The sequence below is a fragment of the Paenibacillus hunanensis genome (assembly GCF_034055775.1).
GTDB classification, from domain to species: Bacteria; Bacillota; Bacilli; order Paenibacillales; family Paenibacillaceae; genus Saccharibacillus; species Saccharibacillus hunanensis.
Genome location: NZ_CP139194.1, coordinates 5,423,084 through 5,443,942 on the forward strand (window position 1 = coordinate 5,423,084; position 20,859 = coordinate 5,443,942).

Annotated in this window: 16 protein-coding genes; 2 read left to right on the plus strand and 14 right to left on the minus strand. The window is 47.1% G+C overall.

The annotated features are described in order from the left end of the window. Positions 1-15: 15 nt before the first annotated feature. The 4 genes from SK066_RS22065 to SK066_RS22080 form a co-directional block, all read right to left on the minus strand. Positions 16-1,212: a GGDEF domain-containing protein gene (locus SK066_RS22065; RefSeq protein WP_320543033.1), complete on the minus strand. Its 1,197-nt coding sequence runs from the start codon at positions 1,210-1,212 to the stop codon at positions 16-18. 163 nt (positions 1,213-1,375) lie between these two features. Beyond that, positions 1,376-2,911, minus strand: a complete 1,536-nt coding sequence (gene gntK, locus SK066_RS22070) for a gluconokinase (protein WP_320544941.1) — start codon at positions 2,909-2,911, stop codon at positions 1,376-1,378. Between the two features lie 241 nt (positions 2,912-3,152). Then, the gene (locus tag SK066_RS22075) at positions 3,153-4,514 is read right to left on the minus strand and encodes a GntP family permease (protein WP_188775900.1); all 1,362 of its coding nucleotides are present in this window, start codon (positions 4,512-4,514) and stop codon (positions 3,153-3,155) included. Positions 4,515-5,433: 919 nt separating this feature from the next. Next, the gene (locus SK066_RS22080; RefSeq protein ID WP_250343922.1) at positions 5,434-6,105 is read right to left on the minus strand and encodes a GntR family transcriptional regulator; all 672 of its coding nucleotides are present in this window, start codon (positions 6,103-6,105) and stop codon (positions 5,434-5,436) included. 604 nt (positions 6,106-6,709) lie between these two features. Here SK066_RS22080 and SK066_RS22085 point away from each other — a divergent pair. Further along, complete coding sequence (locus tag SK066_RS22085) at positions 6,710-7,198, plus strand: hypothetical protein (protein WP_320543034.1); 489 nt, start codon at positions 6,710-6,712, stop codon at positions 7,196-7,198. A gap of 267 nt (positions 7,199-7,465) precedes the next feature. On the opposite strand, the gene SK066_RS22090 is transcribed toward SK066_RS22085, so the two are convergent. The 5 genes from SK066_RS22090 to SK066_RS22110 all read right to left on the minus strand — a co-directional run bounded on the left by SK066_RS22090 (position 7,466) and on the right by SK066_RS22110 (position 14,161). Then, complete coding sequence (locus tag SK066_RS22090) at positions 7,466-8,914, minus strand: hypothetical protein (protein ID WP_320544942.1); 1,449 nt, start codon at positions 8,912-8,914, stop codon at positions 7,466-7,468. A gap of 289 nt (positions 8,915-9,203) precedes the next feature. Further along, the gene (locus tag SK066_RS22095; RefSeq protein WP_320543035.1) at positions 9,204-10,007 is read right to left on the minus strand and encodes a class I SAM-dependent methyltransferase; all 804 of its coding nucleotides are present in this window, start codon (positions 10,005-10,007) and stop codon (positions 9,204-9,206) included. 403 nt (positions 10,008-10,410) lie between these two features. After that, entirely contained in the window at positions 10,411-11,511 is a 1,101-nt protein-coding gene (locus tag SK066_RS22100; protein WP_320543036.1) for a carbohydrate ABC transporter permease, read from the minus strand. After that, complete coding sequence (locus tag SK066_RS22105; RefSeq protein ID WP_229685754.1) at positions 11,511-12,611, minus strand: carbohydrate ABC transporter permease; 1,101 nt, start codon at positions 12,609-12,611, stop codon at positions 11,511-11,513. The genes SK066_RS22100 and SK066_RS22105 overlap by 1 nt, the downstream gene beginning before the upstream one ends. A 119-nt stretch (positions 12,612-12,730) precedes the next feature. Further along, positions 12,731-14,161 carry an ABC transporter substrate-binding protein gene (locus tag SK066_RS22110; protein ID WP_320543037.1) on the minus strand — a complete coding sequence of 477 codons (1,431 nt, stop codon included), beginning with the start codon at positions 14,159-14,161 and terminating at the stop codon, positions 12,731-12,733. A 972-nt stretch (positions 14,162-15,133) separates the two neighbouring features. Between SK066_RS22110 and SK066_RS22115 the strand changes: the two genes are divergently transcribed. Next, positions 15,134-16,069 (plus strand): aldo/keto reductase, encoded by a 936-nt coding sequence (locus tag SK066_RS22115; protein ID WP_188775907.1) that lies wholly within the window; start codon positions 15,134-15,136, stop codon positions 16,067-16,069. Between the two features lie 674 nt (positions 16,070-16,743). Here the strand turns inward: SK066_RS22115 and SK066_RS22120 are convergent. The 5 genes from SK066_RS22120 to SK066_RS22140 form a co-directional block, all read right to left on the minus strand. Continuing rightward, complete coding sequence (locus SK066_RS22120) at positions 16,744-17,244, minus strand: DinB family protein (protein ID WP_188775908.1); 501 nt, start codon at positions 17,242-17,244, stop codon at positions 16,744-16,746. A 130-nt stretch (positions 17,245-17,374) separates the two neighbouring features. After that, positions 17,375-17,998: a GNAT family N-acetyltransferase gene (locus SK066_RS22125; RefSeq protein ID WP_188775909.1), complete on the minus strand. Its 624-nt coding sequence runs from the start codon at positions 17,996-17,998 to the stop codon at positions 17,375-17,377. A gap of 25 nt (positions 17,999-18,023) precedes the next feature. Then, a complete protein-coding gene (locus SK066_RS22130; RefSeq protein ID WP_320543038.1) occupies positions 18,024-18,605 on the minus strand; it encodes a hypothetical protein in 582 nt (193 codons plus the stop codon). Positions 18,606-19,358: 753 nt separating this feature from the next. Beyond that, complete coding sequence (locus tag SK066_RS22135) at positions 19,359-20,045, minus strand: oxidoreductase (protein WP_320544943.1); 687 nt, start codon at positions 20,043-20,045, stop codon at positions 19,359-19,361. 348 nt (positions 20,046-20,393) lie between these two features. Beyond that, complete coding sequence (locus tag SK066_RS22140; RefSeq protein ID WP_188775912.1) at positions 20,394-20,807, minus strand: hypothetical protein; 414 nt, start codon at positions 20,805-20,807, stop codon at positions 20,394-20,396. Positions 20,808-20,859: the final 52 nt, after the last annotated feature.

Below are 20,859 nucleotides of genomic sequence, written 5' to 3' on the forward strand. Positions count from 1 at the left end.
AGCACTGAATTCTTCCTATTGCAGCACGGCTTCTGCCTGCTCTTGATTGTAAATCGCAACCTGATTCTTGCCTGCTCGCTTGGCATTGTACAGCGCATGGTCACTAAGCTCATACAGCGTATTCAGCTGGATATTGCGCTGTGCCTGTACGGAAACGACACCCAGACTGATCGTATACGGTATAGGTAGAACATGCGAATCACTGTTAGCTACCGTTAACCGAAGCTGCTCCGCAATGCCTCCTGCCTTCGCCTCATCTACATCCGGCAGCAGCACGGCAAATTCATCACCGCCATAGCGTCCGAAAATATAGCGTTCATCCGTAAGCTCAGACAGCCTTTCCTTCAATCGCTCCGTCATATCCTGAAGCACACGATCCCCTGTAAAATGCCCATACGTATCATTAATCGTCTTATACGAATCCACATCGAACAAAATAAACGACACCTGACTCTGCCGCATCGCTAGCTGATGAATCATATTCCGACTCTCGACCATAAAGGTACGCCGATTCAGCACACCTGTCATCTCGTCATAGCTCGCAATCCGTAACAATTCCGCATCTGCCTGCTCCTTGGATAGTAGCACATAGCCAGTATTGCCCAGAATCATGATCATATATAGCGCGATGAATGAGAAGCTCTGGTACAAGCCCTGCGTGAACAAGCCCACCTGCTCCCCCAGATGAATCGCTGCACCCGCACGAAGCAGTAGACTGAGCGAGACGATTCCATATAGAATGCCCATCAGTCGCTTGAGCGTGGAAGCAGCACGATCTGTCGTCATATAATACACTGGATAAAATAAGAACATCGCTGTCGCCACCGACGCGTATACGATACGTGTACCTTCCGATACACCCAGCCCATAGATCAAGGCAAAGCCAGCAATGCATAGCACCGTGCCGATCAGATATAGCTGTTTGAGCCGTTTCGAAAAGACCTGCTGTAGGATAAGCAGCGCACTCGTCTCCAATGCCGCTCCCACGAATAAGAGCGTATTTGCTAATACAATCGACAATAGCTCTGGAACGACACCACGCACAATTAGCAACGCCCATGCAATCGCCTGGATGACCTTGGATAGAAAAAAAGCATTAACCGAACGATCCGGCACCGTATGCTTACGATACGCATTAATTAGAATGACCGTAAAAATATGTCCAAACACAAGCGATATAAAAATCGTCTTCATATCCAGATTGAAGCTCATAATGGATTTCACAACTCCGTGTTTTGCACGGCGCCTCAAGGTTAAAGCTGGTGAACAGGCGCAGCAATACGTACTTGCCAGCCTAAATGGATGACTGTGGACTCAGTATACCACCTTTATCAACGGCAAAGCGCATCATTACAACCCTGTTACCATAAAAATTTTAGATAGATTGCTCCCGATTTTGGAACTGTGCCAGCGCGGTATATTGCTGCTCCAGACTACGGAAGATCGAAACATAGATCGGCAATAGCTGATGATACACATGCGTATGCTCCGGCTTCGGCTCGTGCGCATGGGTGGAGCCGATCATACTGGATACGATATCAAGCGATTCGATGCGTCCCATCCCGTACAGACCGAGCACAACGGCACCGAGACAGGAGCTTTCGATACTTTCCGGTACGATAACCTCCTGATCAAAAATATCCGCCATCATTTGCCGCCATAACGAGGAACGAGCAAAGCCGCCTGTCGCATGAATTTTGGCAGGATGACCGATCTGTTCCTTCATCGCCAGCATGACCGTATACAGATTGAAAATGACACCCTCCAGCACCGAGCGAATCATATGCTCCTTCCGATGCTTCATCGTCAGCCCGATAAAGGAGCCGCGCGCATCCGGGTTCCATAGCGGCGCACGCTCACCTGTCAGATACGGATGGAATAACAGCCCTTCTGAACCCGCCGGTACCTGCTCGGCGATTCGAGTCAACACATCATAGGAATCAATACCGAGTCGCTTCGCCGTCTCTACCTCCGACGCGGCAAATTCATCGCGCACCCAGCGGAACAGCATGCCACCATTGTTCACCGGGCCGCCGATTACCCATTTATCCTCGGTCAGTGCATAACAGAAAATACGTCCCTTCGGATCGGTGATCGGCTGATCAACGACTGTCCGAATCGCACCGCTCGTACCGATCGTCACAGCGACAACACCCAGCTCAATCGCCCCTACCCCTAGATTGGACAGTACGCCATCGCTTGCGCCAACGATAAATGGAGTGTTCACCGACAAGCCCATCAGCATGGCTGCCTCTGAGTTCATTCCTGCCAGCTGATATGTTGTTGGCACCGGGCGAGACAGCTTGGCTGCCGTAATGCCTGCAATATTCAGTGCTTCGGCATCCCAGTCCAGCTCTCGCAGATTGAATAGTCCCGTACAGGAAGCGATCGAATGATCGACGACATATTCACCGAATAGACGAAGGAATACATACTCCTTGATCGAAATGAATTTATGTGTCCGTGCGACCAGATCAGGCTGCTCATCGCTCAGCCACATCAGCTTGGTCAAGGGCGACATCGGGTGAATCGGCGTGCCTGTACGCATATAGATGTCCTGTCCATTTAGCTCATGCTTGAGCTTACGTGCGTACGCTGCACTGCGATTATCCGCCCATGTAATGCAGCGTGTGAGCGGCTTGCCCTGCTCGTCAACAGCAATCAGACTGTGCATCGCCGAGCTAAAGGAGACGAATAGCACCTGCTCGGGCGAAGTACCGCTATCCTTCATCACACCCGCAATCGTATCCATGACTGCACGTAGAATTTCATCAGGGTCTTGCTCTGCCGTTGACGGGGTGGGCGTGTACAGCGGATACCCGATATTCGAGGTTGTCATGACCGTGCCATTTTCCTGAAATAACACCGCCTTCGTACTCGTTGTACCGATATCGACCCCAATCATGCGCATAGCGTCTGGCAGTGCCTCTGTATGTGGTAATGATCCATTTCCATTCGCTGTATCGTTCATCGTCATCATCCTTCTTTCGTAAAATAAATATTGCTTTGAAGATCCATATCGTTATCGTACAAAGCTATCTTCTACTATACGGCTGACTTTGCTCTACCGCCTTCGCAGAAGCATCATGCCGAAACAAAGTAAAGCAGCACGGGAAAGAAGCTCTTCCCCGCCCTGCTCATTCGCTTTTATTTTATACAAACACACTCAAAATCATAATAAAGATTAAGCCGACCACTGACAAAATCGTCTCCATCACCGTCCATGACTTGAGCGTCTGCCCCACCGTCATGCCGAAGAACTCCTTAATCATCCAGAAACCAGCATCATTCACATGAGACAGGATCAGCGATCCAGCACCTGTTGCCAGTACGACCAGCTCAACATTGACCCCGGTGCTTACCGCGAGCACGGGAGCGACAATCCCTGCCGCTGTCGTCATCGCCACAGTTGCCGAGCCTGTCGCTACGCGGATCAACGCTGCCACCAGCCATGCAAACAGGATCACGTTAATATGACTATGGCTGGCAATATCTGCAATCGCTTTGCCGACACCACTATCGATCAGCACCTGCTTGAACGCACCGCCACCACCAATAATCAAAATAATTCCTGCGGTTGGTGCCAGACATTCACTTGTGAATTTGGAAATATCGTCCTTGCTAAAGCCACGTGCAAAGCCCAGCGAGAAGAACGCGAATACTGCCGAGATCAGCAGTGCAATAATTTCATGACCGATAAATTCAGCCACATGAGTAAAGCCATGTACTGCCTCTGGATCCACAATCGATGCAATCGATCCGGTTAGCATCAGAATAACAGGTAGCAAAATTGTAAACAGCGTAATACCAAAGCCCGGCAGCTCACGATCACCCTTGGAAGCAAATTGCTCTGCAAGCTCCTTAGGCGGCTGCACCTCAATGCGGCTACCGATAAATTTACCGAAGATCGGGCCAGCAATAATCGCTGTTGGCAAGCCAACGATCAATGAGTACAGAATCGTACGTCCCAGATTGGCATTGTATGCATCAATCGCGATCATCGGTGCTGGATGCGGTGGCACTAGACCGTGTACAGTAGACAGACCTGCTAGAATCGGAATCCCGATCTTGAGCAGGGACAGCCCTGTTTTACGTGCAACCAGAAACACAATCGGAATTAACAAAATGAGTCCAACCTCAAAGAAAACCGGAATCCCGACGATAAAGCCGACCAGCATCATCGCCCAGTGCACACGTTTCTGACCAAAGCGATCAATCAGCGTGGTCGCGATACGCTCAGCACCGCCGGATTCAGCCATCATTTTACCAAGCATCGTACCGAGACCGATAACGATGGCGATCGTACCAAGCGTGCCGCCCAATCCACCCGTAACGGATTTGATCAGGTCTTGCGGATTCATCCCTGCCAGCAAACCGAGCATCAGTGCAGACAGCAATAGCGTAACGAACGGATTCCATTTAAATTTGGCGATCAGCACGATCAGGAAGACGATCGCAATCAGCGTCCACACGAGTAGTGTGGCATTATGACTAAGTCCAAACAATTGATCCAAGGAAATGACCTCCCTATGAAAATTTTCAGATTCTTTTTTTGCAAATTTGAAATGTTTTTCGTAAGTGGATAGAGCGCTTACAATAATGGTTTAGTATGGTGGTTATTGTATACTTGTCGACAAGTTGGAGCTGGTAAATGATTTAACTGGGTGATCTGGGTGACTGGTGTGATGTAGAGTGGCACCACTCCGGTAAGGAATAAGGGAACGGACTCGGGTGGAGCCGCGGGAATCTACGGATTAGGAATGAATTGTAGATTCCCGCCCCTCCAAAGCAGTAAGATATTTTGCTTCGCAAAAATCACTTCTCATTGAACCTCGTGTTAGGAGACCGCTAACACGATAAATCGTCCTTTTCCCTTATTTCCTTACCTCCGTTCTTTGCGGGTTGCAGCATGAAGGCATTCGGGCATTCGGGCATTCGTTGAGCAAGTGTATCGCAATAATTGTTTGCTAGTTTGTTTGCTTCATACTGCTAAACTCAAATGCGTATCTCTCGAAACTGATACGCTCTGAAAGTTATTGGGATCGCTAGCATCCTCAAACCCTTAAGAAGACTATAGACTGTAGGTCACGCATAGAGCTTAGATATTTAAATGTAATAGCGTGCAATATAAACGGTATCCTACTTGCAGAAAGCAAAAGTATAGAGCTTAGAGCTGGCAGAATGTAATCTACCATCTACAGTTTTGTTTTAGCTACAGTTCTCTTTTAGCCAAGTGTCTTATTTTAGCAGAGTATTATTTTGCTTATGCAAAAGCATTTTATTCGGGCATAAAAGCATACTAAGCAGTTCCTATGTTTGTATAGCAAAAGTATAGACTAAACTGCAAACTGGCGCTCTACGAGCCAGGAGAATGATCCGACCGACATTGGGCAGCTGCATATGATGAACTGCAAGCTGGCGTTCCTTGCTACTTTATGGCAAAGTGCGGCTTAATGTTTGGGCGGAGTCCTTAAAATAATCGTCGACGGCGCGGCGGATGACTTCGGCATCCTGTGAGCGGAGTCCGTTTAGGATTTTGTAGTGCTTGTCGGCGACCCAGTTCATGCGTTCTTCTCCAGTTTGAAAGCCTTTTTCGGTGGTGATCAGGATGACAGTCATGACGATCTGGCGAATGCTGTTCCAGAGGTGAATCATGCGCTGGTGCTGTGCCTGCATGACGATCATTTCGTGGAACATGAAGTCCTGATAGGCAAAATCTACATAGTCGCCATGCTTGACGGCTAGCTTCATTTTGTCGATGGTTCGATCCAGTTGGACGAACAATGCTTCATGATCGCCCTCGGCCAGACGGTGCTGGACAAAGCTTTCGATTAGGTAGCGCACATCGTACAGCTCGTTGACATCCTCCAGATTCAGTCCGAGCACAACCGCGCCCATACGTTCCAAACGAATCAAGCCTTCGCTGGATAGTGCCTTGAGTGCATCACGTACAGGCGAGCGACTGCTGCCGAAGTCAGCCGCGATCCGATTCTCTGAAATGATCTCTCCCGGCTTGATCGTTTCATTTATAATTTGCAGTCTGAGCTCACAGGCAATCGCTTCTCCGCGAGAAGCGCCCTGTAGCCAGGCGGATGGATATTGCATCGTTAACGTCCCCTTTTGTGCATAATCGCTGATGAACAGGCAGGTGTACAGACAGAGAGCGACATGCATGCTGTATGAATAGCTGTAGCCTATGCCGTACAGCCTCGCATCAATGTGACTTGCCATATAGTTCGATTTTAGCACAATCCGGTAATGTGAATATAACGTTTTCAATGATCGATCGCATCGTGCAGCTCATGGAGCAGGGAATCTCTGCGTGCCTCCAGTGTAGCTCTAATTATGCTGTAACGCCCCCTCTATCAAATAAGATCAAATCCGTATGTGTGCGGTGTCTCGTTTCTATATTTTCGAAAGAAAACAGCCGCGTAAGAAGAATCCGGTGAAAAGAATAAATTAAGATAACAGATCATTTTGTTGTGTACTTGTATACAACTTTAAAACTTTGATTTTTATCTTACTACTCTAATTTGGGAATGTAAAGCTTTTCATGTAAGCGTTCTATAAATTATTTGCTACAATTTTAGAATTCGAATCCTGCGAATATAGACTTTAAATAAAGTGAAAATTTAACATATATATGTTCATTATGGATGCTCTACGTTAAACTATTACAATGAGAATAACGAGAAAACAACTTTATAGGATGTTGAAAATCACAGCAATTGCAGGCGTAATCCTGCTAGGAATAGTTCGTTTATTCCATGACTTTGATACTCCCACCAAACGTGTACAGCCAGAAAATTTAAATGCTTTTATCCAAAAAGAGAATATACTCAATCCTAAAATCATCCGTCTCATTGATTCCAAATCCTACCTATTTTCGGATGAAATGAATACCATATATGTATATGAAGGTAATGGAAATTCAAAAATTAGTTATGGAGTTCCCAGAGATGGAGTTGTTTTCGGAGGGCTAGAAAAAGGTTCGTTTGGCTTGATTATTCACAATAATGATATTCTGCAACATGGGAGTTATTACAGATTAATTATTGATGGGGAGAGTAAAACGTACGATTACAATCGTGAGAGTAATCTGATTGTGCAAGACAATCGAATATGGAACCCAGTTCCACAGGTGACCATTGAGTTTTTAAGCAAACAAAGAAAGACACTATTCAAGCAAACCTTTTAGATCAAATAAGATTTTTAAAAAGAAGGCGTTCAATAGAGCGGCCTTTTTTTATTTATAATTTCAGCCGTAGAGAAGGACAACGATACTCACATCGCTAACACTGGAAAATTTAAAACATTAATATCTAGTCCATACAACGATAGCAAAACAATATTTTAGAAGAAATGAAAACAACTCGCACTCTTCATTTAATTAAGAATGCGAGCTGCTCACTGATAATAGACTTTATTTATAATTTAAATCGACCTGCCTGGGCATCCTTTTCCCTTACTCCGACTCCCCATTCAAATAATTAAAGAACGGCTGATCTACCCAGAAGTCGTAGCCTGTAATCGTCGCGTCAGGTGCCAGCTTGCGGAAGCCGTCGCGGATTGCTTGTGCTTTATCAGTTAACGAGAACGATTGAGCATAATAATTACCCAGTGTAATCTTCGTATTTGAAATCACCGGATAGCCAGACAGCTCGGTTGGCGAATAGTATAGCGGCTGCCACCAGGAGCTATAGATCAGCGGTGCAGTCGTGTTGCTATTCTTTTTCGCATAGGTGGAAATGATCTTATTAAAGCGTTCCTTATCTGCGATCGTATTGAACTCAAACTGAATATCGTACTCCTTCGCATAAGCGATATAGTTACCATTTTCGATCTGAGTCACTTTGTAATCCGGTGTTTCCTTTGGTGTACCCCATTCCTTGAGATAGATAAATGCAGAGGTCTTGGGCTGGAACTGAACATCTGCATCGATGCCCTCACTGCGCAGCAAGCCGATCAGCTGTACCGCGTGCTTAATATCATCATGTCCATACGTAAGCGTCAGGCTATCGATAAAATTGGAATCATAACGGCTATCCTTGAGGTTGTAGCCAGTCACCAGATTGTTACGAAGCGCCTGATCCACAATTGTACGCAGCTCAGGAGCCTCGATCAAATCCGCTGTACGGTAAGCCGCATATAGCTTCTCGTAAATGTCGCTATCGCTGGTGCGTCCAATCTCATTTTTGTATTTGCCCAGACTGGTTAGCGTTTTACCCAGCAGCACGTTTGCGGTATTGCGGTCGATCGCCCCACCCTTGCGCAATGTCGGATATAGACTCTCCGGTACGACCCCGGTATCGATCGCTGCTGCCAGCTCCTGTGCTGCCTGTCCCTGTACGCGATCCTTGGCGATGCCTGCCTTTGCCAGCGCCGCATCTACCTTTGTCTGCGGATATGTATAGGCGAGTTCCTTGAAGCCAGCCGCTTTTACTGCGATGAATACGGCTGCGTATACGCTCAGTGCATCATTCGCATGAACCGTTTGATCTGACAAAATGCCTTGCTGGGCGAGAGCTACCGCTGCATCATATGCCGCATCGCCAGACTTGAGATCGGTAAAGGTCGGTGTCTTCGCTTCTTCCGTCGATGCGGCTGGAGCTGGCACAATAGCAGCAAGCGCACGTAAAAAGTCGCCTCGTTTCACCAGCTGTGGAAGCTGAATATTGTATTTCGCTTGCAAAAATTGGGCGTAATCTGCTGCCGTTTCCTGATGTGGGGTAATGCTGTTCGCCTTTGCTGGAGTTGCCGCTGGTGTCTTCGTTGGAACTGCTGCGGGTGCTTTCGTCGGTAGTGACTTTGCAGGTGTCTCGGCTACAGCCGCAAATGTGGATGGAGTAGGAACAATACCTGCTCCTAAAATAGCAGGTGCAGCAACCAGTGCAGCGAGCGTGAAACGGGTCATCTTTTTCAAGGGAACGCCTCCTCAGATAGGGTAATCATGGGAAATACACAGGATATTCCAATTCTTATAATTCCGATGCGAATTAAAATATTGCAATGAATTTAGCATGAATAAATATGCAGTGTCAACGAAAAAATAAGCCAGCTACAAAGTAGCTGACTCCAACATATAGAGCTTGCTGATTCGCTTGTGGCTTTTATGTATAAAATGAACCTAACCTGAGCCTTCGCTTACACAGTCTCCTCTACTGCTTCCATGTATTCATACCTGTATGCATAGTACCCATCTGTTATGCAAGATAGCTACGATGTCCACACCGATACACATACACGGGCGTATGATACCAGTCTGAGCACAAAATAATCTGCTCTGGTTCCCACTCTGGTACTGCAAAACAAGCGCTAATCACATACGTATGGGGACGACAGCACTGCTCCAGGATCGGACGAAGCTTGCGCATAGCACCCGGAAACAAATAGCAGACGACAATATCTGCTTGTTCATAGGGATACAGGTAGATATCACCCTGCTGAAATTGAATATTCGTACGCTTCCATCTGCTCAGTAGTCGAGAGCAAAATAGAGGCAATGGCGAATTCTCAATACCAGTTATACGAATATTCGGATTATTCTGAATGATGTGCAGAGCGAGCGTCCCCCAGCCTGAGCCTGCTTCGATGACTTGCAGAGGAGTTTCCGAAGTGGTGCGAGATAGCGGCTCAACTGGCGGGCTGGATTTGGATTCGATTGGTCGGGCAGATGATATCATGGAGTCAGTAAACAATGCTAGCGAATCGGTAGCAGATGAATGCGATGTTGACCAAACTGACTGTGCCTTGTCCGGTTCCACTTCCGTAGCTATCTGCCTCGATATCTGTGGCATCTGCTGTGTAATCGTATCGATCTTGTCTTGCTGCAACTGTATAATTCGTTCAGCCGCAAGGCCCACCTGCTCGCTCATTGTACGGCGGACTCGGGCTGATGCGGGCATCGGTGATATTCCATTTCGCCAGCTATAATATACAAGTACAAGCAGCGCTGGAATTGCCAGCATAATGACTACGCATAACACTACTATTCCGTAGAAACCCAATTCGCTCTCCCCCCCTATCGCTTTAGCAGCTCCGATTGATTGTTTATACAAGTATTTCACGATATGTAGTCCGTAGTCCGTAGTCCGTAGTCCGTAGTCCGTAGTCCGTAGTCCGTAGTCCGTAGTCCGTAGTCCGTAGTCCGTAGTCCGTAGTCCGTAGTCCGTAGTCCGTAGTCCGTGCCAAGGATACGATGGATCGCTCTCTCATGCAACATTAACAAAAAAGTGCTGCCGAAGAAATCGACAGCACTCTTTTACCTCATGTTTATTCTAAACCTCATCAGCACGCAATCGACACGGTACAGCTTACCGTCAGGTCACCGCAGAAGGGGGAATGCTTTGACCTTGGACATCTGTGTAAGTCTGTCTGGTTGTCCTTGTCTGTACTGGATGAGTCCTGCGATCAGCCCTTGACCGAACCACCCAGTAAGCCACGTACAAAGTACTTTTGCAGTGCGAAGAACACAGCCAGCGGTGTCAGCATCGAGATGAATGCAGCCGATGTGAGCAGATGCCAGTCGTTACCACGCGAGCCGACCAGGTTGGCGATACTCATCGACAGTACCTGCACCTCTGGCTGAGAGCCGAGGAAGATGAGGGAAACGAGGTAGTCGTTCCATACCCACAGGAACTGGAAGATAGAGATCGATGCCAGCGCAGGTACAGACAGTGGCAGGATCAGTCTGGAGAAAATGGTGAAGTTAGTCGCTCCATCCATAAACGCCGATTCAAACAGATCCTTTGGCAGCTGACTGATCGAGTTGTACATAAAGTAGGTGATCAGCGGCAAGCCAAACGCGGTATGCGCCATCCAGATCCCAAAGTACGTCCCGTTCAAGCCGAGTGTCGTATAGTCGCGCAAAATCGGAATGAGTGCGACCTGAAGCGGCACAACGAGCAGCGCGATAATCACGATGAAGAAGATATTACGTCCTCGGAACTTCAGCCAGGCAAACGCATACGCGGCAAAGGAAGCGATAAAGATCGGAATCACCGTTGATGGAATAACGACAGCAATCGTATTCCAGAACGAGCGTCCCATCCCGCTACCCTGCTCGGTTTTGATCGTGCCGTCAGGCTGTGTGATTTTGTATTGTTTACCGCCAAGCACGGTTTCATAGTTTTGCAGGGTGAAATCGGTCGAAGCGCCCCATTTCTTCTCCTGCACATCCAGTGTGCGTGCACGGCGATTTTCCCAGATCAGGCGCTGACCATCTACTTCAACACCAGCCTTGAGCTGATCATCGGAGAATGTTTTACCATTCACCGTGATCGGCTTACGCAGATCGGTATCGCGATCCAGCTTGAGCTGACTGACCGTATCCCACTGACGATGCGGGAAGACTGTCCACCAGCCACTTTGCAAAATATCTGCTGCTGGACGAACGGAGGAAATGAGCAAGCCCAGTGTCGGAATGAACCACACAATACAGATGATACCCAGCACCAGATTGACGATCCAGTTGGCTTTGCGTTTTTGTCCCTTGACTTTGGCTTTACGCATTACAGGCTTCCTCCCTTCTTCAGCTGACGCACGTTCAGGATAATGACCGGAATAACGGCAATGAGCAGCACAATCGCCAGCGTGGAGCCGTAACCCGCATTTTGATACATGAACAGCTGACGATAGAACTCGGTCGCTACAACCTCGGTGCCGTATTGACCGCCCGTCATGATCATGACCACGTCAAAGATTTTCAGGGTGAACACGATGATGGTCGTCGTAACTGCCAGTACCGTGCTGGAGATCACCGGAAGCATAATTTTGAAGAAGATGCGAATCTCGCCCGCACCGTCCATCCGTGCTGCTTCCAGCATATCCTCGGGAATCCCTTTGATCGCAGCCGAGAAAATAACCATCGCAAATCCCGTCTGCATCCACACGAGGATGACGATCAGGAACAGGTTATTCCACGGCTGCACCATACTAAGCCAGCCCTGCGGCTGAAAGCCCATATTCACGATAATCGCATTCAGTAGACCGATCTGATCGGCACCTGGCTGATAGTAGTAAATGAACTTCCAGATAACGCCTGCCGCAACGAACGAGATCGCCATCGGCATGAACACAACAGCCTTCGCCAAACGCTCAAAGCTACTACGATCTGCCAGTACGGCGATCAGCAGTCCGAGAATAACGCAAGCGAGTGTACCGAATACGACCCACATCAGGTTGTTGCGAAGCGCCGTTACCAGCAGTCGATCGGTAAAGACCGCTGCAAAGTTAGCAAACCCGACAAACTGAGTAGAATCGGCATTGAAAAAGCTTAAATACAGCGTACGCAGTGTTGGCAGGAATAGCAGCCAGCCAAGCAGCAATACCGCTGGGCCAACGAACACATACGGGATAACGCGATCCTTCCACTTATCTGGATATTGCTCAACGACCCAGTTCAATGAGAAATAAATCGAGTAGATCCCTGCTAATCCCCAGATGACCGCAAGCAATGCGTTGACCATTGGCGGCAGATCAGAGCCTCGAAAAAATAGGAAGATTAGCGTATGCAGACCCAGATTCAGTAACGGAACAAGGATGGATAACAGTATAACTTTGGGCGTGAATCGTTGATTCGAACGCGTATCCATTGTTTTGCTTACGTCCATTGGCTTTCCCCCTTCAGCAATTTGCAAACAAGCCACGAAAATAGGCTCTAATCAAACCAAAGCGGACCGAATCAATCCCGGTCCGTTTTGGCGGTTGGTCTCAATTGGTATTCACCGGTTTATTTTTTCCAGCCGGCTTGAATTTCTTGCATCGCTTGATCCAGGTTAGCTGTACCACTTACGTAGTCCGTCATACCTTTCCAGAACGTACCTGCACCAACAGAACCAGGCATCAGGTCAGAACCATCAAAGCGGATTGTTTTTGCAGTTTGAACGAATTCGGACATACGGCGCTCTTGCTCATTAGCGAACCAATCGTCTGGTGTACCGTTCATTGGAGGCGTTACACCACCGGATTTGATCCAGCTTTGCAGAGATTCAGCAGTTGTGAAGAACTCCATTACTGCACGTACTTCAGGACGGTCATTGAACATGGCATAGATATCACCGGAGATCAGTGCTGGTGTACCGTATTGTGCATCGATCGATGGGAACGGGAACCAGTCGTAATCTTCTGGCTTCACGCCTTCAGGAATAAAGGAAGTGATGAATCCAGCTTGACGGTGCAGCCATGCTTTTGGAGGATTCGTGAACAGTGGAGCAATCGCATCACCGAAGTTCGTTGTTGCGATGGAGCTACGACCACCGTATACATAATCCTTGTTGAACCAGATCTGGGACATTTTCTCGACTGCGTTTTTCACGATTGGATCGGTGAATGGCAGCTCGCCTTTTACCCATTTGTCATAGTTTTCAGGAGTTGTTGTACGCAGCATGATGTCCTCTACCCAGTCGGTAGCAGGCCAGCCTGTTGCCGCACCACTCTCAATACCGATACTCCATGCAGGGTCGCCATCCGCAGCGATCTGCTCGGTCAGCTTCATCATTTCATCCCATGTTTTTGGTACAGTGTAGCCTGCTTCGTCGAAGGCTTTTTTGTTGTACCATACAAGGCTTTTCACACTGCTACGTGCCCATACACCAGCAGTGATGTCTTTGTCTGGACCCGCCATTTGCGCCATATCCAGCCAGCTTTGTTTGTATTGTTTCTTCATATAATCGGCATCCATGAATGTGGATACGTCGATAACTTTACCTGCTTTTGCGAAAGTTTCCAGCAGACCTGGTTGTGGGAAGTCAGCGATATCCGGTGCGTTACCACCGTTTACGCGAACGTTGATCGTCGCTTCAAACTCTTTGGAGCCTTCATAAGCGATATCGATGCCAGTTGCATCTTCAAATGCTTTGATACTCGCATTGAATTTCTGCTCATCCGCGTCTACGAATGGCCCGTACATCGTAACCTTTTTACCTTTGTATTCACCATTCAGTGCCTTTTCCAGATCGGAGCCGGCAGGCACCTGTGCTGTTTTGATCAGATCTGAACCGCTTGTTGTTGCTGTTGTACCGGTTGTGCCTTCGCTGCCAGTCTGCGTACTGCCAGTTGTCCCCGCGCTGTTACCTCCTGAACATGCACTAAGCACTACGGAGAACAGCAACACCAGCATTAAACTTAAAGAACCATTTCTTTTCAGTTTACTCTGTTTCATGGACTCAACCCTCTCTTTTGATATGATCCCTTTTTTTACGATGTACAAGCACCAAACATCTGACTACAAATAGATAATTTTTACTTTTATCCCATTTTCTTATTTTTATCAGGAAAAGTAAACAATAATTTGATAGCGATTACAAAATTTTATCAAATTCTTGCGTTCGTTTAATTATCCTGATATTTTGCAGTGACTTTGAGAATAAGTTATCTATCTGTAAGCGTTTACAGTTGTTCGCAAGAACATTTTATGATATCGCTTGCAGATAAGCAATCCTTTTTTCACAAATGAAAATAATATTTTTTGTCCTTATCTTTCATCAGCAAAATAGTTAATCATAAGCATATTTAAAAATCATACAAAAAAGTGAATTTGGGCTCATTGTGAATTGAGAAGTATGTATAATTTTAAATTTTAATAAAGCCTGTTATATCAAGGTTTTTTCGCGATTTTTGTATTTTATTTTGTCCTACCATCACCCTAAAATGACCGATTCCTTTTTTGGGCGATTCGACAATTGTGGAACCAATTCCATTTTTGCTACAAAATAAGATGCAACTCCAAGCACAAACGATTGCACAAAAAATTACTTTTCCTTATTTGCCTCCACAGGTTAAGGATCAAAATTAGGAAGCAAATGGACGTCATTTACATCCAGTAAGTTGCAAGATTCTGCTCATTTATGCTCGATATGAGCAGTAGAGGATGGAGATCAGAGTGCTGTATAGATGTGAATACGTAGGCTCGTAAATGTAAATAACACTTTCTTGCTATATAAGGTTCATTTGATATGTATAAAGAAAAAAGCGAAAAATCATTGTTACGTCCCTTTTCCCTGATCTATACGGGACTGGACAGGATTATCACAGTAGACACATCTGTTTTATTGCTCATTCGCGTTTCAGAGAGCGTTTACAATGTCTAATATGTCATTATGGCCACATGTTATAGGAAAGGGAGATGAACGAAATGACACAACATAAACGACTTGGTAAAAGTGATCTGCTGGTGAATCCGATCGGACTTGGTGCGAATGCGGTAGGCGGTCACAATCTGTATCCGAATCTCGATGAGGAGGCAGGCAAGGAGGTTGTGCGCACAGCAATTGCGCATGGACTGAACTTTATTGATACAGCATTCATTTATGGACCTAAACGCTCCGAGGAGCTAATCGGTGAGGTGCTCAAGGAGGTCGGTGGACGCGACAAGCTGGTCATCGCTACCAAGGGTGCGCATAAGTTTACCGAGCAGGGCGATGTGACCTTCGATAACTCGCCAGCCTTCCTGCGTGCGAGTGTGGAAGGCAGTCTGGAGCGCTTGCAGACGGATTATATCGATCTGTTCTACATCCACTTTCCGGATGAACATACACCAAAGGACGAAGCTGTTGGCGAGCTGAAAAAGCTCAAGGACGAGGGTAAGATTCGTGCGATTGGGGTCTCCAACTTCTCGATTGATCAATTGAAGGAAGCGAACAAGGATGGGCATGTCGATGTACTGCAATCCGAATACAATCTGTTCAAGCGTTCGGCAGAGCAGGAGCTATTGCCATATACTGCTGCGAACCAGATTAGCTTCATTCCTTATTTCCCACTGGCATCCGGTCTGCTGGCTGGTAAATACAATTCCGATACACGCTTCGATGATCTGCGTGCCAAAGATCCGCTATTCGCAGGCGAGACATTCCAGCAAAATCTGCAAAAGGTGGATATGCTTCGTCCGATCGCTCAGGCAAAAGGCATCGAGGTCGCTCATCTGGTGCTCGCATGGTATCTGACACGCGAATCGCTGGATGCGATCATTCCAGGCGCGAAGCGTGCAGAGCAGGTGCTTGATAATCTCAAAACGCTGGATGTGAAGCTGACCGCGCAGGAGATTGAGCAGATCGATCATATTTTCGGCTGAGACCTGGGCTGAATGTGTGGGCATAAGTCGTGAGTAATGCAGAGAATATGATTTTATAGAAGTGTTACGTTGCAGCATCGGGATAGCGCGGTAGGCGCTGTTCCGGTGCTGTTTTGGTTACTTTTAATTGTAATCGAATAGGTGATAGTGAATGAGGATTGGCATAAATAAGAGCAACTTAATATAAAATACACATTCATTAAAATACAGAAATTAATCATAATTAAAGTACAGTAATTGTATAATAAAAAGATAGCACGCAGTATACAATAAAATCTGAAGGAGATGATCTTATATGACTGCTTCATTTATTATGATATTACTTTATTTACTTTTTTTATTCGTTGCTATTACTACATCAACTTTTGTCATAATAAAATATATACGCAAAAATAAACAGCTCCACTCTGAGCAACAGGTAGCATTCACTTCTCATAAAGAAAAATAGACTATTGTACATACTATAAAATATTCAAATAAAAGGCTGTGCCATGTTATTTTCGGGAACAGCTTTTTTATTTTCCAACTCATGCTGTAGGCGAATGACATCTGTCATTTACAGCAAATAATCCTTTATCCGTTTTAAAAATAGGGTTCCACTGTCGCGATCACATACATAGTCACGAATTAAATACTCTATTCATTTTGTAAAAACAAAAAAAGACCATCCAGCATTATGCTGGATAGCCTCCTCCTGGTGGCGGCCATGAGCCGAGTAGACGGCGGATGATGACGATCTCACCAAGATGGTACGTATTGTGTGAAGCGATATTACGTAAGAATCCCGCAACGGTCTCCGTTGGGATGAGTGCCAGTGGCTGGGCAAGCTCCAGCGTACGTGCGAGTTCACAGGCAGTATCGATGCCTTGCAGGAAATCGTCCAGCACAACTTGCCAGCTTGCTTCGTCTGCGGCATTCGTTTGCTGTGGCCAGCTATCGGCTACGGCTGGTGGGCGTGCAGGCTGTTCGCCGCGAACATGAGCCAGCATGAAGTCTTGCCAGTAGCTCATATGGCTAACTAGCTGATAGATCGTATAAGGCAGACCTTCTACCTGCTCGCCTGCCAGCTTCAGATTGATATCGGATAGCGCGCGAGCAATCGGTAGATGACCGCGCTCGCCGACCAGAGATTGAACTAACGCTCTGGAAAAGGCTTGTTCTGCTGCGTCACTCATGTGAATTTCGCTCCATTTCTAGTCGTTGTAAAGGTATAAAGTATGCTGGATAGGATTGGATACTAGTCTTCCTACCCTTTAATACGATGCATACCCTATCGCTTGGGATTGCTAGCTTACTGTATCCCATTCACTTTTGAATTTCAACCTGAGCGGATGAAGGGCTCGCCTGACTGACAAAACGGAAGGTCAGCAGTGGCCCATTCTCATCCGATTCGAACGGTTCTTCATCGTATTTATAGCTCGTATAGTCTGCGAGTAGCTGACGCCAGAAACGACGGGTGTGCATATTGCGCCCGGTAGGATTCGTATGCAGCGCCCAGCGACCGGAAAAGCTATCAAATACGTATTTGGCCGCCTGCTGTGCGATGCCTTTCCCGCGAAATGGACGCATCAGGAAAAATTCATGCAGGAAGTATTCTACCTGTTCGCCTGCTGGCACATATGGTGGGGTCGATACAAGCGCAAAGCCTGCTGGAATGCCGTTCACTCGAATGAGAAACGGGAATAGCACGCCGGGATGACGCCACCAGATTTTGAAGACGTCACTTTGCTGCGCAAGTGTAGCACAGCAATCGTCCTCCTCGAATACACCATACCGATTCGGCAGGCGCTCCCAGATCTCAGACAGATCATATAGATAGAAAGGATACATATTGCAAATAATATATTTGTCCGCAGCAGGGCAAAGCTCCACCTGAATGTTTTGCTCCTGTTCCACAACTGCTGGCTCGATATTCGAATCGATGTTCATATAAGTCTCCTGTTTAGCCGAGGACTTAACGCCCTCCATTTTTACCACGTCCGCCTCCACGATTATTCATTTTATTGAACGTAGAGGGGCTGGTATGGTTTTTGCCTGCGTGTGTCTTATTCGTGCTGTTCTTATTGCTTTGGTTGGTGCTATTTTTGCTAGCAACTGATTGGTTATTGCTGCTCTGCTTGCCTGGAATACCTTTGCCCTTAGCTGCTGGCTTGCCCTGCGCGGCTTGGTTACCTCGCTGCTGTGAGGCACCTGTTGCTGTTCTAGCTCCTGCTCCCGTCGATGACTTGCGTAATTGAGCTGCGGTGTATTGCAGTGCCTCCATCGCCTGTTTGACAAACGCACGATTTTCCGGCTCCCATTCATGGGGATCATCCATAAAGGAGTCCTCGATAAACTCCTCCAGCCCGTCTGCCAGCTTGCGCTGATCTGGCGCACTCTTGCCTCGTAGTACCTGTATGGCGGCACGCATCGTGCGACACGACTGCTGCACAAATGTATAGTCATCTCGATCCCACGCCTGCGGATTATCCATATCGTAAAAAGCGATCCATTGCTCTATTAATGAAGCAGCCTGCTTCGCGTCCATCTGTGGCATATTCATTCTCCGTTTCATTACAGCGGTAGCTGCACATGTTAATTGTCCGGTATGCCGCGTTGGATGGGCATCCGGTTCCATGCTACCATTGTAGCGGCTATAATGGGTGGCGTACAGTGGGTTAGCTAGGGTACAAGGTGGTACAGGTTTAAAGCTTTGTTGGGTTGGTGCGTCTTTGGTTCACTTTGCGCTGCATTTGTGCTGGGTGCGTACATCACTTGCGGGAAGGAATAAGGGAACGGACTCAGTGGAGCCGCGGGAATCTACTGGATTAGGAGTAAATGTAGATTCCCGCCCCTCCTCAGAGGTAAGATATTTTGCTACGCAAAAATCACTCTTCATTGAACCCCGTTTTAGAAAATCGCTAACACTGCAAGTCATCCTTTTCCCTTATTTCCTTCCCTCCGTTCCGTGCTGCTCGCAGCATATGTTGTAAAGGGCTAAGACTCTCACTGCAAGGACAGACACAATAGAAATAAGAAAGATTGCTAAAAGTGGATCATTTCGTTTTTTTCACTCTTAGATTCAGTTCTTAAATGTATCAGAGATGAAGCAGGCGCTAACATCCACTTGTACGGGTGGGAGGTAGCAATAAGAACTTTACTTTAAGAACCTTGAATGTAGTGAAGCATCTGATGAGGTTGAAGAATGTTTTACATGCTTTATTTGATGTTAGTTTGTAATTCTATTCCCTCGCTGCATATCCATATTACGCGCATCACGTTGTACCTTCCTTCTTCGCTCATTATCGCGTCAGCTATCGGTCTGGTGAGATGAGCCGAGTTGTTGTAATTGGTGGGAAAGGTAGGTATTTACGCCTTTGGGGCGTTTTAGAGCGAGCTTGTACATGGCTTTGGCGACGGTGGTGGCTTGGATGGGTTTGTATTTGGATAGCCCTCCTCGCAGCAGGGGCGATACTACGCTGGAAATAGCGGCAGCCGTGCGTTCGCCGAGTCGGAATTCTTTGCGTTCTCCTAGTAGCAGGGAGGGCTGGACGATGGATAGGGATGGGTAGCCGAGTGTAGATAGTTGCTGCTCTAGCTCGCCTTTGATACGGGAATAGAAGATGCGTGAGTTAGCATCTGCTCCCATGGCGCTGATGAGCAGGAAGTGTTCGGCTCCCCTTGCCCGGGCTAGCTCAGCCAGTCGGAGCGGGTAGGTGACATCGATCTGGTACATGCGCTCCTGGCTGCCTGCTTGTTTGATCGTAGTGCCGAGGCAGCAATATACATCGGTGGCTTGCCATGTATCCGCATGCTGGTCTAAATGATCGTAATCGGTCACGATCTGCTCAACCTGTATATACGACTGCCAGTCTGGTACGATTTGGCGTACAAGCACTTTGATACGGTCATAGGTTGGTTCATGGACGAGGATATCGACCAGCGAGCGCCCGACCAGACCTGTAGCGCCTGCGACGAGTGCTATGCGTTCTGTCAGTTTACTTCCCCTCCATTCTGTCTGCTAGTATCCATTATGCTGTGTGTTGTGGCTCGATCGGATCGCTCGCTTGCTATGTTTTACTCGTATCGCGCTTCCCTTAGAGTGCTTCCTGTAAAACGATTGGAAGAAGCGTTTCGTTTGTACCTCTATTCTTTATCCCTATACCTATCTATCAGGTGATCTCTCGATCATATTCCATCCCTATATCTCGATTCCTGTATAGCGTCTTCCTTCATATATTTCCTTCATATCATTCGTATGTGTAATTGCAGTTCTGTTATTTATACATGTGTATACCCGAATGCGCAGATGCTGCGTCATTCGGGTGTCAGGCTATGATGCTGCTCAGAGCAAAAAGGCGACACTGCCGCCATTCGTGTGCACAATATGATCGGCACCCAGTCCTCTGTAGATCATGCGTGAATTACTGCTTTCGGTAATAACGTAGATCGGCTCGCTTGTCCATGTACGGCACATTTGGATATACCGACAGCAGAGCGGCAGGCTGCGTTCAAATAGATACACTTTACCGACAGCTAGCTGTGGAATGGTCCATTCGTCCTGGCGCTGTGTATCGAGCAACAGCACATGAGCCACACCCATTCGTTCTAGTTTTACCTTTTCTGCATAGCTATTTACGATCGCGGCAAAGGCAATTCCTTTGACCTTGAGCAGCTGCATAAACTGCTCCCCTGCACGCGTCGCTGGAGATACCAGCACATACTCCTTAGGCAACTCCGATTCCTGCTCCAACTCCATCTCTTTCTCCTCCAATTGTGTGAAGGCAAACAAAAAAGAAGCTGCACAAGAG

Coding starts and splice junctions, on each gene's coding strand:
- SK066_RS22120 (WP_188775908.1), bottom strand. CDS start 17,244: ATGAGTGACGCAGCAGAACAAGCCTTTTCCAGAGCGTTAGTTCAATCT.
- SK066_RS22140 (WP_188775912.1), bottom strand. CDS start 20,807: ATGGAGTTGGAGCAGGAATCGGAGTTGCCTAAGGAGTATGTGCTGGTA.
- SK066_RS22065 (WP_320543033.1), bottom strand. CDS start 1,212: ATGAGCTTCAATCTGGATATGAAGACGATTTTTATATCGCTTGTGTTT.
- SK066_RS22085 (WP_320543034.1), top strand. CDS start 6,710: ATGTTGAAAATCACAGCAATTGCAGGCGTAATCCTGCTAGGAATAGTT.
- SK066_RS22125 (WP_188775909.1), bottom strand. CDS start 17,998: ATGAACATCGATTCGAATATCGAGCCAGCAGTTGTGGAACAGGAGCAA.
- SK066_RS22080 (WP_250343922.1), bottom strand. CDS start 6,105: ATGCAATATCCATCCGCCTGGCTACAGGGCGCTTCTCGCGGAGAAGCG.
- SK066_RS22115 (WP_188775907.1), top strand. CDS start 15,134: ATGACACAACATAAACGACTTGGTAAAAGTGATCTGCTGGTGAATCCG.
- SK066_RS22090 (WP_320544942.1), bottom strand. CDS start 8,914: ATGACCCGTTTCACGCTCGCTGCACTGGTTGCTGCACCTGCTATTTTA.
- SK066_RS22100 (WP_320543036.1), bottom strand. CDS start 11,511: ATGCGTAAAGCCAAAGTCAAGGGACAAAAACGCAAAGCCAACTGGATC.
- SK066_RS22105 (WP_229685754.1), bottom strand. CDS start 12,611: ATGGACGTAAGCAAAACAATGGATACGCGTTCGAATCAACGATTCACG.
- SK066_RS22110 (WP_320543037.1), bottom strand. CDS start 14,161: ATGAAACAGAGTAAACTGAAAAGAAATGGTTCTTTAAGTTTAATGCTG.
- SK066_RS22130 (WP_320543038.1), bottom strand. CDS start 18,605: ATGCCACAGATGGACGCGAAGCAGGCTGCTTCATTAATAGAGCAATGG.
- gntK (WP_320544941.1), bottom strand. CDS start 2,911: ATGCGCATGATTGGGGTCGATATCGGTACAACGAGTACGAAGGCGGTG.